Origin of the sequence: Achromobacter sp. ESBL13 (assembly GCF_036668755.1) — a bacterium.
Lineage (GTDB): Bacteria > Pseudomonadota > Gammaproteobacteria > Burkholderiales > Burkholderiaceae_B > Achromobacter.
In genome coordinates this window covers 84,442-100,147 of record NZ_JAZEVT010000006.1, presented here as the reverse complement: position 1 = coordinate 100,147, position 15,706 = coordinate 84,442, and the positions used below count along the sequence as shown (strand labels likewise).

The window sequence follows — 15,706 nt, the reverse complement described above, 5'->3', positions numbered from 1 at the left end:
CAGTGTTTCCGACAGGCTCGCCCATTTCCACACACTTTAAGTTTGGTTTGGTGTAAATTCGCGGAGAAACCAAACGTAAAGTGTGTATTTCAATCAATGGAGTCTTGATGAAGTCATCTCATGTGCTGATTGCCCAAGGCATTGTCGTAATCGCTGGATTGGTTGCAGCTTTTGCATGGTTTGATCGGATTCGCTGCCCGGAGATTCATGGTCAGGCCATGTGGGTCCTGTTTGATCACCAAGCTGACAAGGCTGCTGCGTTCAAAAAAGTGCTTACGGAAATTCCGAAGGGGTTGAAATGACGTTGTTCAGATGCGCAGGTGCACGAAAGCCCAGCATAGTTGCTCTACTACTCTGCGCAATGCCAGCACTCACCCAGGCGGCAACCTCTACGCACTGCATGCCGGAAGAGCTGGTGATCTTTTCGTGCAGCGTGGGCAAGAAGATTGTGTCGATCTGCGCGAGCGATACCCTTGGCCCAGCATCAGGAACGGCACAATACCGCTTCGGTGCTTTAGGGAAGATTGAGCTTAAGATCCCCACGCAACCGCAGCACCCGACGATGTTCAGTAGATTGGGTGTGATGCGTGGACCGGCATGGGCCGACACTCACATACGGGTAGCCAACGGTGAGTTTGCCTATACCGTCTATGAAGGGGAGGGGAAGGGTTGGCAGCGTTCAGGGGTGCTCGTTACCAAGAAAGATCAGGCGTTGGCAAACTTGTCTTGCGTTTCGCCTAGGCAAGGGCTCTTCTCCGAAATCGTCTACTCGGATAGCAAAGCCTTCGCCAATGAAACGGAAGATCAGATGGAAGCGTGGCTCGACACAGTGATTGCCGCGCAAAAAACTGCAGAGAACGCCAATCAGAAAACTCAAGCAGGAAAGGCCTCGTCCCCCGGAAAGCTCCGCCCAGGGAAGGGAAAGAACTTTGTGTTGGAGGACTTCAATCCGGGGATAATTCTTCCTGCGGCTGCCGCAAATGGGTGTGAAGTTGATTCGCCGGCGAGATTCTCTCTGCAAACAGAGATCGGTACTGTCCATGTAGATGAATATCAGTTTCCGTATGGATGCTTCGGTACTACGAAGACTGACGCGCTGTTCGGCGTGGGTTTTGTTGTCCCACAGAGTGGAACTCCTCCACTTGGATTTCGTTATCGAGAAGGTGGTCGTAGGGAGTTGCTAGAGTTTTTGAAAGGGCAGTGAGCATCGCTTGACAAGTGCCCCCGGATTTCCTGGTCATGCCGCGTCCTGCCCGAGCGCAGAATTGACCTTCCCCCGGAAAGTGGGCAGTGCAACTTGTTCGGGGACCGGAGCCAGGTCCCCTAATGTTCTGGCCTAAACTAGGTTCGAGAGCAGTACCTCGCATGCTGTCTAGTGTGGACAAAATTGTGAGCGGCTGGCCCACGTTCAACATGATCGCTGCCACTACCTTGTAGGGCAATCACAAGGTAGCATCGTTCGTATAGCATCTGGCTTGCCGGGTTGCGTGGACTTGAAAGGGCATACCGCTCCAGTCGCCACCGGCGTCTTATGCCAATTGGACATGAAGAACGCAACATAGCATGGACACTCTTTCATTGGAGGCCAGGTCCCGCCTCATGAGCCGGATCCGCGGCAAGGATACCAAGCCCGAGCTCATCGTTCGGTCGATGTTGCACCGGATGGGCTACCGATTCCGGATTCACCGGAAAGACCTCCCTGGCCGGCCAGATATTGTCCTTCCAAAGCATAAGAAGGCCGTGCTTGTACACGGATGCTTCTGGCATGGTCACCTCTGTAAGATTGCTCCGGGGCCGAAGTCCAACACAGCGTATTGGTTGCCGAAGATCGACGCGAACCGTGCCCGGGATGAGCGTAACCGAGCCGCGCTCATAGGCTTGGGTTGGGATGTACTCGAGCTGTGGGAGTGTGAAATTCGCGACGTCCAAAGGACCGAGGGGCGGCTGCTCGCATTCTTGGCAGCGGAGCCAATATCGCGTTTGTAGGGGCGCTCCGAGCACCCATGGCGATACCCTTTGGGCGGATCATATGTGCCAATCTGTTCACCACGGTGGTGTAAAATGGTGAATCAGATCTTCAGCTCGGGGGGAACCATGCGAACTCAGGCAAAGCGCCATGACAGCGGTGCGCACGAGCGCACGGTCCGCGCTTCCATCAGTTTCCCGGAGGAGCAGTACCAAGTCCTGGAAAGGATCGCCGCGGAGAACAAGGTTTCTCTCGCCTGGGTCGTACGCGACGCGATCAATGGCTACCTGCAGTCCAGGTGGCCCCTTCTCCCGCAAGTCACCGATGTTGAAGATGCGCAGCAGAGAAGCGAGGGATCGTGAAGAAGATTTTTGAAAAAAATGATGAAGAGATTAGGGTGCTATCCCTGTTCTCAGGTTGCGGCGGCATGGACTTTGGCGTGGAAGCAGCAGGCGGCCATGTCATCTTCTCGAACGATATCCTTGCAGACGCTTGCAAGACACTGCAGAAATACTTTCCTGGGGCCGACATCCGCAACGCGGATATTTCCGGAATCCAGGCATTTCCCGACGCAGATATAGTCGTAGGGGGCTACCCGTGCCAATCTTTTTCGATGGCGGGCAACAGAGACCCCGAGAAGGATGAGCGCACGAACTTATACAAGCAATTCCTGCGGGTAGTGGGCATCGTCCGTCCCAAGTATTTTGTTGCGGAGAATGTCTCTGGCCTCAAGGCGTTGAGCAGTGGTACCTTCCTGAGGGAGCAGCTCGACGCTTATGGCAAGGCGGGCTATAACGTTACGTACCAAGTCCTAAACGCCAAAGACTACGGCGTGCCGCAGTCGCGCAAGCGGCTCTTCATAGTAGGCGTCAGGAAAGACCTGAATCAGGCCTTCGAGTTTCCGAAGCCTACTCACGGCAAAGCTACCAAGGCATCGGGTCCGCTCGAGCCCTACGCATCCCACGGCGACGCTCTCAAGGGCTTACCGCTTTGGCCAGAGGGCGAGTTCTATGAACGTCCGCACGATCCCGAGGGCCACTTTTCCTGGTACTACATGTCGCGGAACCGTAAAGCCAAGTGGGCGGATCCTGCGTACACAGTCGTAGCGAATTGGCGGCACATCACGCTCCATCCAGCAAGCCCGGTAATGACCCTCACTTGGTCGAACCTTGCGGATGGCTGGAAGCAGCGCTGGGATTTCTCCGACCAATACGAACACACCGAAGCCGATCCTAAGCGCCCTGTGTTGGACACGCCGCGCAGGCTTTCCTGGCGCGAGTGTGCTCGGATCCAGACTTTCGGAGCCCGCTTTACGCCAGTGGGCGACACGGAGTCCAAGTTCACCCAGATCGGGAATGCCGTTCCGCCAAAGCTGGCCGAAGCCATATTTACCCATCTCTTCTCAGGTGCCGGCCTGGTTGCGCGTGATGCAAAGCCCATCCGCAAAACGGCCTAGAACTGTATGCACTTGCCCAGTAAGTCTGCACAAGGATGGCTGTGAGCACCACAAGTATCACTTCCCTCGTCAGCGCTGTCGCATCCGCCGCCGAGATTTCGAAGAACGAAGCGCAACTGCGGCACGAGCTAGAAAAAGCGCTTGAGCAGGCCTGCTTGGAGCTATCGATTCCTTGGACGCCATTCCAGCTCGAGCGTGCCCTCAAGGCAAAGGGAAAGCCCACAAAGTTTGCGGACGTGGCGCATGGCGCTGTGGTCATTGAGTACGAACCACCCAAGTCGTTCAGCGGCCGTGCTGGGGGTAAGGCAAATCATGCGCGGCTGCAAGCTGAAGAGTATGCAGAATTAATTTCCGCTGAGGAAGGGCGAGCGCTTCAAGAGTACGTCCTAGTTGCCTGGGACGGTGCCCACATTACATTTGGCTGCTTCGATGGCGCAACCGCCGCCTGGGAAGATGTTGTCGCGTTCGACAAGGTTTCCGCAGACCGTTTGCTCGCGGCATTGGAAAACAATGGCCGTCCGTTCGTTCACCCCCAGCTTTTGCAGGCACTGGTGGGACCTGACTCGGTGTATGGAGCAGCGCTGATTCCAGAGTTTTACGCCAGCATCTGTAAGGCGGACGCATCAGCAGCCACGACGAAAACCAAGATGCTGTTTTCCGAGTGGCGTAGGCTTTTCAGCCAGGTCGTAGGCTTTCAGCCGGCGCATATGAAAAAGCTCCTCGCCAGACAGGAGATTTCGCACGATCAGCCGTACCAGGACAACCCAGCGGCCTACCTATTCGCGCTGAATACTTACATCGCCATCATTGCCAAGGTAGTTGCCGCGTGTGCGCTGCCCCGAGCTAGCCAAGACGTACTCGCGTCAGCTGTTCCAGTTGCAGAGCGGCTACGTGCCGTTGAAACCGGCGAGCTATTCGAACACGCCGGCATCCTGAACATGCTGAGCGGCGACTTTTTCTGTTGGTACTTGGACGACGGAGATTGGTGCCGCTATCAATCTCATCTAGGCGCCATGCTGGGAAGACTAGGTGGCGTCGATTTCACCGTATCCAAGAAGCATGCAGATACGACCCGGGACCTCTTCAAAGGCATCTACGAACGATTTATTCCCCGGGAGATCAGGCATGCACTCGGCGAGTTCTATACGCCGGACTGGCTGGCAGAACATGGGATGGATCTGCTCGAATGGCAGCCGTCTGATTCGCTGACCGACCCCACATGCGGGTCGGGTACGTTCTTGCTGGAAGCCATCCGGCGCCGGCGCAAGGCAGACAGCAGTGCTACGGCCCAATCGCTGCTCGCGGGAATCCATGGAATCGACCTCAACCCCCTCGCCGTTTTGGCGGCGAAGGGGTCGCTTGCCGTTTTCCTCTCGCCACACTTGGACCCTGCGAATCCCATTCGGCTACCTGTGTACTTGGCGGATGCCGTCTACCCGGCTGCCGTCGACCTCTTCTCGAACTACAACCACGTCCTACACACGGAAGTGGGTCCCAGGGAGTTTTCCGTTCCTGAGAGGATGATCGGACACCAGGATTTCTTCCGCATCTTTGCTAAGGTGCGGATGCTGATCGATGCAGACTATCCCGCAGCGAAGATTTGCAGTTCGATTCTTCCCGACCTGCAAGCCATGGGGCTTGATCCTTCCGACGTTTCTATTTTCAGCACGACGGTCGGCAACCTAGCTGAACTCCACGACCAAGGGTGGAACGGTATTTGGTGCTCGATCCTGGCCGACCGCTTTGCGGCTGGCGCAATCCCACCCTCATCACATATCTGCGGCAATCCGCCATGGGTCAAATGGAGCAACCTGCCAAAGGACTATGCCAAGTCGATCCAGCAGCATTGCCGCGGGCTTGGCGTGTTCAGCACCGACAAATGGGTAGGCGGTATCGAGTCAGATATCTCGACTGTAATCACCTACCAGGCCGTGAAGCATTACCTTGCCCGTGACGGACGTTTGGGATTTTTCCTACCCGGCTCGGTATTCACTACCGAGTCCAGTGCCGGCTTCAGGCGCTTCTCGATCGACAACGGCCTGTTGCAGTGTCGGGTCCTGCTGGTCGAGGACTACCAGGACATCAAACCTTTCGATGGCGTTAGCAACCATCCGACTTTCTTGATGCTCCAAAGGGATGCGGCCACCGCGTTTCCCGTTCCCTACCGTTCATGGGCCGCGGATGTGAAAAGCAGTGCCAGCCAACGGACCTATGCTTCGGCGGACCAATTCCGCCGTACGGCCAAGCTTATCGACGGAATTGCAGTGCCAGTGCCAGGGGGCGATGGAACGCGCCCATGGCTTGTCGGATCTGCGCAGGACCATGCAGTGTTCTCGAAGGTTTTTGCGGCGGGTGCCAAGCCCGAATACAAGGCACGGAAAGGCGTCACGACGGACCGAAATGGCATTTTTTGGGTCCACCCCGTTGAGGCTGTGGGAACCAACATTGTGACGGTACGGAACGCGGCAGACATCGGCAAGACGAAGGGCATTCCCCAGATCACGGCAACGGTGGAGTCGGAGCACCTTTTCCCGCTTTTGCGCGGGCGCGGTGTCGCACCGTTCAACGCCGTGCCTGAGGCAGACCTTCGTATCCTTGTCCCGCAGCGAGGCATGCATGGTGATCCGGACCTGCCGGAAGCAAGCCCGCACACTTTCAAGTTTCTCAATCGCTTCAAGCGCCATCTCGAGCAACGGTCCAGCTTGAAAAGATTCCAGAAGGGACAGGAGTTCTATTCGCTTTGGAGCACTGGCCCCTACACGTTTTCTCCCTTCAAGGTGCTTTGGCGCGAGATGGGCAACACATTTGCAGCAGCCTATATCGGAAATGCCTCCATCGAACATGCAGGCGAAAAGACCGTGGTGCCTGACCACAAACTCTATTTCATCCCGATCGAATCGGAGCCTGAGGCGGCTTATCTCACAGGTTTTTTAAATGCCCCCACCATTGCCAAGGCGGTTTCTGCGTATGCGGCGCAGCTGAGCCTTGGCGTAAGCGTTGCGGAATACCTAAATATTCCGAAGTTCGATGGGACAGATGAACGAATGGCTGCAATTGGCAGCATTGCTCGAGATTTGACACACCGCTCGGGAGACATCCAGCCGGAGGAGCTTTCACTCCTAGACACAAAAGTGCGCGCACTTCTAGAAATCGGAGTATGCCAGGGGTTAGATAGCTGTAGTTAGGGCTGCACGCGTAGAAATCCAAAGAATGAAGAGGATGCTCTTGCTCGTACGTTTATCGTATTGCGTACTACAACCTGGCAGCGAACGCTATGACGAAGTACTGGTGGGTCAATCACAATCAGACTTTTGCGCACGAGCGTGGGGGAGGCTACCTATGGTCTCCAAAGCGTGAAGCCAGCGGTGCTCGAAGTCAGTTCTATGAAAACATGCGCAGCGCACGCGCGGGCGACATGGTAGTGTCGTTTGCAGATAGGCGTATCAAGGCCATAGGCCGTGTCGCAAGTGAAGCGGCTACAGCTCAAAAGCCCACGGTGTTCGGAGGCGCCGGAGCGAACTGGGCAAACAGCGGTTGGTTGCTACCCGTCAGCTGGAGCTCAGTACATCATGAGCCTAGGCCTGTGCATTATCTAGCCGATATCGGCCCACTCCTCCCAGGAAAGTACTCGCCGATCAATCCCAAGAACGGTTTTGGCAATCAGAAGGCCTATTTAGCGGAGATCAGCGAGGCGTTGTTTCACAAAGTCCTTGTACTCACGGGGGGGCCAGTTGCCGACGCAACGCCGGCTTGCGAGGCGGAGACCGTGATCATCCTAGCCGAGGATGCGGAAGTGCAGCAGCTATATCAGGACATGGTGCTGTCCGACACGGAAAGAGTGAACATCATTGCTGCACGATGGGGACAGGGAATCTTTAGAGCTGCGCTGCTAGCGCTTGACGGTGCCTGTGCCATCACAGGAGTTACTGATCCCCGGCTGCTGCGGGCCAGCCACATCAAGCCGTGGCGACTCTGTGAAACCGCGGCGGAGCGCCTTGCTGCCACAAACGGCCTATTGCTAACGCCCACGTTTGACCATTTGTTCGATAAAGGGCTGATGACGTTCGACGTGAATGGTCAGGCAGTGCTGTCTACCGCCCTTTCTAGCGTCGATGTGGACAGGCTTGCTTTGGAAGGGGCAAAAGCCAAGTACTCATTGGATCCCCATGCGCAGTATTTAGCCTTCCACCGGCAAGAGATATTTCTCCCCTGATAGTTCTGTTATGCGGCGCTAACAGCTAGTCAAGCCTGTCACAGCCTTCAACACGGCGCCGAAGCATGGCCTGGCCGTAACAGAGAATCACGGCAAGGCTGGCTAGTCCGTCGCGAGTACCAGGACAAGGCTTCTTCCGAAGACGCCAGGATGACAAGGCGGCCGGTAGCCCTCGTGCACGCAACATACAAATCGTCCGCGCTGAGCGCTGGAATCTTTTCCGGGACCTCGGCATCCACTAGAACAATATTCATTCCTTCAAGACCTTTGAACGACCTGATGGTGGAGAAATAGACAAAGCCGGGCTTTCCGAGTAGAGCGATGTCTTCGGTCACCTCCAACCCGTAGGCCTTCCTTGCCGAGTTCAGGCAGGAATTCTCGAGCCGGTACGGTGAAAGGAAGACCGCCCCTCCCTCGGGGCTTAGTTCATGCGCAGCCGCCCAGGCCGAAGCTGCAGCGTTGGCGCCCCATCCTTTCTTGACGAGCGGGGCGGCACCCAATGGGACGCCCGGCATATGCTCCACCGCAAGTTCGCAGCAGCCATTCGTGGCGGCATTTACCAACTGGGTATTGCGGCAGTTGTGGTATAGCCTGAAGGTAGCTTCCGCGCCGATCGGCTCTTGCTTCGAAGCTTTGTAGACGTTCTGCGCCCAATCGGCGAAAAAGAGCCATTGGCCGGACGGCGTGAGCAGCTCAAGCAATGCAAGCAGGCGGAGTTCCCCGAAATCTTGGCCTTCGTCTACGATGATCGCCTCGTATTTCGACGACAGCGGTAGTTCCGATGCCACGTCCTGCACGAGCGAAGGAAGCTCTTCCTTAAAAAAACGCTCGCCGACGCGGCGTCCATCGGGTATCTCGGCAAGCCGATAGAAAAGCTGGTCGACGGAAATAATCGCCATCGACATTTCCGGGTTGGCTTGCCTTAAGTATTCGGCAAGGGCCTTGTTGAAACAGACGTACAGCGCACGCTTACCCTCCTCTAGCAGCGCATCAAGTTTCCAGAGTGCGAGCAAAGTCTTGCCGGATCCCGCCGGACCAACGATAGCGACCCGTGGCAACTCGAACGCTCCGCGCAACGCTGCGAACTGCTGCCGAGTCAATTCATCGATATCGACGGTATCGTCGATGGCATCAAGGGTAGTATCCCGTGGCGCAACACGGAAGGAGGCGTTCGAGAGGATTGCCGCAACCCTACCCGCCATATCGGCCGAGAACTCGTCAGCCCCCCGCGGATGCATACGCGCCTCAAGTGCACCTCTTATCCTTCGTGCCAAGCGCGGCATATCCTGGGATGACACCACCGTGCTGGGGTCGTAGAGCGTGGAAGAGCTCTCAACCTGTCCGTTGGGATAAGCGACAAGAAACGCAAACGCGCCCGGGAATGCTTGGCGGGGCAGACGGTCGCACACGGCTTTCGCAAGCGTGTGCATATTCCTGCAAGCCTGCTCAGGCGGCGGCTCGTCGATAGGCACTTCAGCTCCAACCTGCCCTGTGCGGCGATTGGTTTCTTGCCGGTACCAAACTCCGTCGTCTCCGACCCTGACGGAGCGAGACCCCTTTACCTCCAGGATGGCCATTCCAAGGCCGGGCACTAGCACCACGAAATCGCACTGCCCATCCCGCACCAGGCCATAGTCATTCTGCAGTGCCCAAGCGACGTTGCACACCACGATCCAGTCTTGAGGTAACTGGTCCGTAAGCAGCCGACGCACCTCGCGCTCCCAGCGATCGACGCTGTTCTGTCCAAGGATCTTCGGCATATCAGGAACTCCCGTCGCCGGAGCGGAACGCAATCAGTGGCAGGCTAGGGCAAGATTGACGGTCCAGATATGCGGCCCCGATCACTTTGATCCGCAGGCCAGCTCCTGCGAAGTTGGAAATGTTCACCTTGACCGGCTGGCCTTTGACGTCCGCGAGCCAGACCCCTGGCTGAGCTGCCCAGCCATCGCCGCCAGCTACTTTTTTCCAACTCCACCCTTCGTGAGCCAAGACCCCGCCTTCTTGCATACCCATTAGCTCCCGCATCCACGCTTCTATTGGGGGGGGGACTGACTCGCCCCCTCGTTCTGCGCCAAACATACTGGTGTCGATCTTCGGGAAGAGTTCCAGATGGCCCCGGACCCATGCCATCCGGCGCGATAAGTTGAATGAATCGACTAGGCAGATCGCCGTCGCGCCAAGGGTACGGGCCCAAGCCACAAGCTCGGGATTAATAGGCCCGAAGTCAGTAACGCAAGCGGCCCACAGCGGATGGCTAACCAAGTACAGAGCTGTTGATTCTTGTCCGGCCACACCGGTTAGGGCCGTCCAACCGTGCACGCCCCCAGGTCCATTCTTTCGCGCCTGTGTGCCCTTCTCATAGGCTGAGCAATAGGTGTCGGCAAGTTCTGATGCAAGCGCACGCCAGCTGCATAGTCCCACGCCCCAATCCTCAAAAAATTGGTCTTGGCCAGGCACAAAGCCAGGGTCGTGCATGACACGCAGCAGCTCGAGTCCGAGCCGCCATTCGATCAGCCCATGGAGCTGCCGATTCCGGAAGCCTCGAAGCAATATGTCCGGTGAACGCCATACCTGTCCGCTTTCGCCTGCGCGCCTGCATTCCTCCCGGACCATAGAGCCAAGCCTTGCGTGGTTGCCGGAGGCGCTAATGCAACCAGCCAGCAGAGCTGTCCAGTTGCGGTTGGCCCAATCGACTAGCCCCGCGCCGTTGGGATGGTCGTCTGCGAGATAAAGCTCGGCTCCTGAAACACAGCTGTCCTCGATGTACCTGTGGACAGATGCGATCTCGATATCAAGAGAGTCAACGTCGAGTTCTAGTGCAATCGCGCGCTGCAAGATAGTTGCTGCCGAATACCAAGCAGCACGCCTAGCGCAAAGCTCCTTGGTTGCGTCGAAGAATGCCAGCCCATGTTCATCGAGAAGCCTGACGCTCAGAATGTCAGTGTTCTTTGGCGATGTAATGCTTGCGGAAATGTCTGGACTGGCATCGGTGGCCTTCCAGATCTCGCCATCCAGCCACTGTCCCCCTCTCTTTTGGCGAAGTGACGCCGCACGTTGAAATCCAAACGGCTTGCCGCCTGGCCCCTTCGCGATTCGGAAAACGCGCCCCTGGTGGCTCAGACTCAAGTGGGCCCTACCAGTCTGGCACTGTTTCATCACAGGTAATGAAGGTGAAGCTACGAACGACCTCGGTCCTCCGTTACGCGATGATTCTGTAGACCTGACTGGCTTCTCAATGTCGAAATCGGTGATAAAGCCATTAGGCGCAACCGCCAGGCACAGATTCGCCGCAACGCCGCACTTGGGGCAGGGCAGTAACGGCGGATTTCTGATCCAAGAATCATTCCACCCCACGAGAGGCTCCGTCGGACGCAACGTTGCAGGATCGGCAGGGTACACGGCGAAGTTGCGGCATCCTTCGCAGAAGAGGTGCCAGGTTGTGTTCCCTATGGGCCTGTCGATCGTCTCCCACTTATAGCTGCGGTTATGTGCAATGGATCCAGCGAGGCCAATTGGCGACAGGAGACGCTTGTCCCAGACCCGTTCCGAGCCTGGAGCAAAATCGGTAATGGCATGGTCGAGGGTCCGGTCAAGGACTTTCGGCTCGCGCGATTGGCCCGCAGGCTCAGGCGGGAGATGGAAGTACAAGTTTCGCACCGAGGTCGGCATGCCATACATTGGGAGCACACCCGCTTCGGCGAGTGCCGTAGCAAGTCCCCGACTCGGATCAGGGTCTGAACTCGCCACTGTCTCAAGGCGCCTCGGCAACTTGTTGGCTTCATTGACAAGCTGCACAGGATCGATGCTTGTGCCTCTCGATACCATCTGCGCAATATTGGAAAGCTGAGCGCCTTGGTCCAAAAACCACTGTTCCACCGAGCTTTTACGCTGGTCGCCATAGTCACGGACAAGCCCCATTTCACCATGCGTATCGACTGGCTTACCTGAATCGTGCCAGGTACAGCCCGCCGACTGGAACGCCCGGCGTAGAACCTCTTTAGCAACCAGCCGTTCAGCCAGTATCCGCTGATCATCAGTGGTCGACACCGTCGGCTGAGGAGGAATACCACCCGTCATTTCATCGGGATGGTCGAAGTGAATCCGATCGTGAGTTTGCCCGCGGCAGTAGGTGAGAACCACCGAGAAAGCTTGCCCCTTGCGGCCGGCACGGCCGGCGCGCTGTTGGTAGTTAAAGCGTTCGGGAGGCATGTTGGCCTGGAACACGGACTGGAGTGCACCGATGTCTACGCCGACCTCCATGGTGGTGGTCACGGATAGCAAGTCGATCGTGTCGACCTGGGGGATAACTTCCCGGAGCACTACGTCCTCAACGTTTTCTTCTGCAAAGAAGATGTCGCGGAAGTGGCGCTGGCGCTGGGCCTGGTTGCTTGTCTGCCCGGTCAGCTCTTCAGCATGGATCCGGAATTCAGACCTGGTATCGGCCGCGAGGTAAGCGTAGTAGTGGTCGCGCTCAACTTCGGCCGCCGAGCGCTGACCATTCGGGGCTGCAGACAGATGCGCCGTGCAGCGGGAGCAGACTCCCCCCGATGGCTGCCAGTGGACCTGTCCGCAACGGTCGCATACCCAGGGAAGGGCATCGCGTGGTGCGACCTTCACCCAGAGAGAAGAAAGCGACACGATACCCCACGCATCGTTGGTGCCATGACCAACTTGAGCTAAGGTCTCTCGCACGCCATCCCTAAGGCCTTCCCAGTCAACTCCTAGCCTGCTAGCACAGGCAGTTAGGAACTTTGCAATGCGCGCCTTGTCTGCACCCTCCCGGCGGTCCCTGCGCGGCTGGTCCCGAGACCAAGGCTCTGGTAACCAATCTCTTTGGGGGGGATTCGTGCGTCTCTGTTCAGTGAGGATGCGGATGACACTCTCACAGATGCCCCGGAAAGTCTGTTCATCCACTCTGGGATGCTGAAGCTTGCCTGCCGAAGGCGGCAGGCAAAGGTTGCCGACTCCTTGCGCCTCCAGGTCGTAGAGCAGCCGCCCGGAAATAGCTCGCCAGGACTGTCGGCGCAGAGCATTGCCGAACTGCTCAAGCTTGTCTGCTTTCGCTTGCGGAAAATCAGTCGATGAAAGGCTGGGACTGCCGGTTGGAGAATTGAAGTCGAACAGCGACGTCCAATCCTCGGCTTCCCCGACACGCTTGGAATCGATCCCCGGTCCTGCAGGATTGACTCCTAGGCGTGCAAAGTACTCCCATAGGGGAGGGAGCATTTTCTTCGCTGGATTCGGCTGCGAAAGGAACTCATCGAAGCGTACGCACCCGGGTTTCCAGTGAAGCAGCCGGTCGATATTCGATTTGGCCTCTTCGCTAGCGAACTCAGGCTCATCCTGTACAGACTTGGCGTCTTGCCAGAACGCAGCGAGGACCTGGAAAAGGGCTGGCGAAAGCGACTCCTTGCTGGTGCGCAGGAGAGCTTGTGCTTTGGGCACGTCGCCTTCAGTCAAGGCATCGAGAAGCTGCCGCTTTATACGTTCGATGCCCCCATTCGCTCTCAGCCGGATTTCGCGCAACACCGCGACTCGCAATAGGTGCTCCCATTGCTCGGATTCCACACTATTCGCCAATCTAGCTGCTGACTGGCGGCTGTCAGAGAAAGCGACCAGCTTCCTGCCAGCGCCAACGGGCATGACGCCCATGAGATGCTTCGTCAGCAACAGGGATGTCTGGTTCAAGCCGGTCGCAAACGATCGGATCGGCGCTGGCTTACCACCTTTCCACACCGAGTAGTCGATCTTGCAAGAAGGGCAGCGCTGCGGCATTGCAGGCAGTACATCGCCATATTCCTCCAGGCGGAACCAAAGGCATGGAACTGCATCGCCCGTTGCATTCTTCCCCACTTCTACGATGCCGGTCGACGGATCTAGGCAAGCGAGCAGCCAACTCCCTTGGGATTTGCACAAAGGTTGCCGGGTGATTTCATTGCGCTCCTCTGATCCCTGCATCCACTGCAATTCGGATGGATCGGAGGCTCCCTCCCAATCGTCAGGCAGCAAATGCACGACACCCAACACGTCATAGCTTTGCGCGTCGGTTCTGGTCTGGGGTGTTGCCTCCGGCAACCCCTCAATTGCCGGAGGCATGGGCGCAAGCTCGTAGCGGTCGATGCTTCCGGGAATAGATGCGGAAGTTTTGTAGCCCGCAAGTAACTGCGTTCCACAGCACTCGCAATACAGTACCTCGAGAGCCCGCTTGCCCTCAACTTCCATTCGGGGTTCGGCCAGCAAGCGGCCAACCCTCCTACGTCGGTCTTGGCCCACGCGTTGGGCTGTGGCCCAAAGCCCATCGATGTTCTTAACCATCCAGTGGAACCGTATCCGTGGCAGAGGATGTGCAGGCTGGATCTTTTTTTCTGATACGAGCTTTGCTGCCCTTCCTGCAGCTAAGAACAACCCATGCACCGCATCGGCAGCTTCTGGTGTGGCCATGTGGGGGAACAAGCTATGCGAGAGGCTGGAAAGCGATATGGCCCGGTGGCGGCCGTGCCCTGCTTCCTCCCGCCAGAACGAGTCTGCAAGGTACTGTGCAGGACTGCGGCCACTCATGTTTGAAGCAAATTCGCCCGCAAGTCCATCAATGGGCTTGGCCCGATCAGCTTGCCGGGCTGCGTCCATGCAGTCTTTTGCAAAGGAAGGCGGAATTTCGGCGGCACCTTTAGGAGGTCCATTCACGCTGACGCCTCCCTCGACATGGAACCGGGCACGTGCCATTTCGGAGCCCATCCCGAAGAACTCTCCCAGGAATTTGTACGTATTATCTGATCCCGCCTCCAACGAAGCGCTGGAGGCCAGGATCTGAAGCTGGCTGCTTCCAGGCTCTAAGCCGAGGCGCTCCAGCAGCAGCCGGATCAAGTATCCGACCTCGGTCCCGGCCGCGCCGCGGTAAAGGTGGAGTTCGTCAAGGACCAGTTGGAAAACATGGTTGTCCCGATCTTCGGCAAGCCAACTGCGCGTGGCTTCGAAAATGTCAGCATCTGCGCGGTCATCTACCACGGCTCGGCTAGCTTGGCGCATGAGCATGATGGAAAGCATGCTCACGTTGGTGATCAGCAGGTCAGGAGGTGCCGCCTGCATTTCCCAGCGGTGGAACATCTCGGCCGAGTTAGGAGACATCCGGGGTACGAACGACGCCTGGTCCTTCAGGTTGTCGAGCTGCCGCTTGGCTTCATCGGTATCTCCACCAGCATCTTCCATCGAGCTAAGATGGTCTTGTGCTGCGCCCGTCGCTGTGACCAGTTGTTGGTACTGATCGATAGCTTGCTTTAGCGCTGCCTTGAGCTTGTCGTGCTTAGGCCTATTCAGCTCTCGCTGGCCCTGGTCATCGAGCCGCCACGGATGGCCTGACACGGGAGTAGTTCCGTTATAGCGACCGAATCGCACGCGGTTAGCGCCCCAGTGCCCATCAAGCGCAGCATGCGCAGCATCGGAGTCGAGAGCGCGGCGCAGGCGGGACATTTGGTCCTCCACCAACGCGTTCATTGGATACAAGAGCAGGGCCCTGACTGCAGGCTTTCGCTGCTCGCCACGCGCAGCCGCCCGGTCAAAATTCCATGGTGGAACGCTTTTCCAGTGGGGCAGCAATCCTGAAGGAGGTGCAGCAGCCGTCCATCCGCCAGAGGGCCGGAGTGCTTCCCTTGCGATAGACGCGAATACCGGCAGCAAGAACGATTCCGTCTTGCCTGAGCCCGTTCCGGTAACGACCACGCAGTGCTTGCCTTGCATAGCGGCTTGGAGCATCCGCTGCTGGTGCATGTATAAATCCGCACCAGCTGGCATTAGTCCCGCCCCTGCTAGTGCGATGAATCCGCGCCTGGCCGCCGCATCCAACCCCGGCAAGTCCGTTTCGTCTAGGTCTACAAGCTTCTTGGCAGTTGCATAGGAAGGCAAAAGTTCGAGGTAGGGCTCCTGGAATAGGACACCCGCAGTATTGAGAAGTGCTTCACGGTCGGCCTCGAAAGATGGCGAGTCGGTGCCGAATGCCGATTGGATGTAGCGCTTCAAATGTCCCTTGAGCTGTTCCCAGGAACCGATCGGATCTTCGCCTATGGTTTCTTCCACT

At 57.4% G+C, this 15,706-nt stretch carries 9 protein-coding genes; 7 read left to right on the top strand and 2 right to left on the bottom strand.

Going from position 1 to position 15,706, the window contains the following annotated elements:
* Nucleotides 1-107: 107 nt before the first annotated feature.
* The 7 genes from V6F88_RS21825 (at nucleotide 108) to V6F88_RS21795 (ending at nucleotide 7,635) form a co-directional block, all read left to right on the top strand.
* Nucleotides 108-302, top strand: a complete 195-nt coding sequence (locus V6F88_RS21825; RefSeq protein ID WP_332612177.1) for a hypothetical protein — start codon at nucleotides 108-110, stop codon at nucleotides 300-302.
* A 98-nt stretch (nucleotides 303-400) separates the two neighbouring features.
* Nucleotides 401-1,204: a hypothetical protein gene (locus V6F88_RS21820; RefSeq protein ID WP_332612176.1), complete on the top strand. Its 804-nt coding sequence runs from the start codon at nucleotides 401-403 to the stop codon at nucleotides 1,202-1,204.
* 359 nt (nucleotides 1,205-1,563) lie between these two features.
* Nucleotides 1,564-1,986 carry a very short patch repair endonuclease gene (locus V6F88_RS21815; protein WP_332612175.1) on the top strand — a complete coding sequence of 141 codons (423 nt, stop codon included), beginning with the start codon at nucleotides 1,564-1,566 and terminating at the stop codon, nucleotides 1,984-1,986.
* A gap of 75 nt (nucleotides 1,987-2,061) precedes the next feature.
* Entirely contained in the window at nucleotides 2,062-2,328 is a 267-nt protein-coding gene (locus V6F88_RS21810; RefSeq protein WP_332612174.1) for a hypothetical protein, read from the top strand.
* On the top strand, nucleotides 2,325-3,422 hold the full coding sequence (locus tag V6F88_RS21805; protein ID WP_332612173.1) for a DNA cytosine methyltransferase: 1,098 nt from the start codon (nucleotides 2,325-2,327) through the stop codon (nucleotides 3,420-3,422). The genes V6F88_RS21810 and V6F88_RS21805 overlap by 4 nt, the downstream gene beginning before the upstream one ends.
* Before the next feature lie 41 nt (nucleotides 3,423-3,463).
* Nucleotides 3,464-6,607, top strand: coding sequence for an N-6 DNA methylase (locus tag V6F88_RS21800; protein WP_332612172.1), 3,144 nt, complete (start codon nucleotides 3,464-3,466; stop codon nucleotides 6,605-6,607).
* 89 nt (nucleotides 6,608-6,696) lie between these two features.
* Nucleotides 6,697-7,635: an HNH endonuclease gene (locus V6F88_RS21795; protein ID WP_332612171.1), complete on the top strand. Its 939-nt coding sequence runs from the start codon at nucleotides 6,697-6,699 to the stop codon at nucleotides 7,633-7,635.
* A 47-nt stretch (nucleotides 7,636-7,682) separates the two neighbouring features.
* On the opposite strand, the gene V6F88_RS21790 is transcribed toward V6F88_RS21795, so the two are convergent.
* Together V6F88_RS21790 and V6F88_RS21785 are read right to left on the bottom strand one after the other, a co-directional pair.
* Entirely contained in the window at nucleotides 7,683-9,395 is a 1,713-nt protein-coding gene (locus tag V6F88_RS21790; protein WP_332612170.1) for an NERD domain-containing protein, read from the bottom strand.
* A 1-nt stretch (nucleotide 9,396) separates the two neighbouring features.
* Entirely contained in the window at nucleotides 9,397-15,705 is a 6,309-nt protein-coding gene (locus V6F88_RS21785; protein ID WP_332612169.1) for a DEAD/DEAH box helicase, read from the bottom strand.
* Between the last annotated feature and the right edge of the window lies 1 nt (nucleotide 15,706).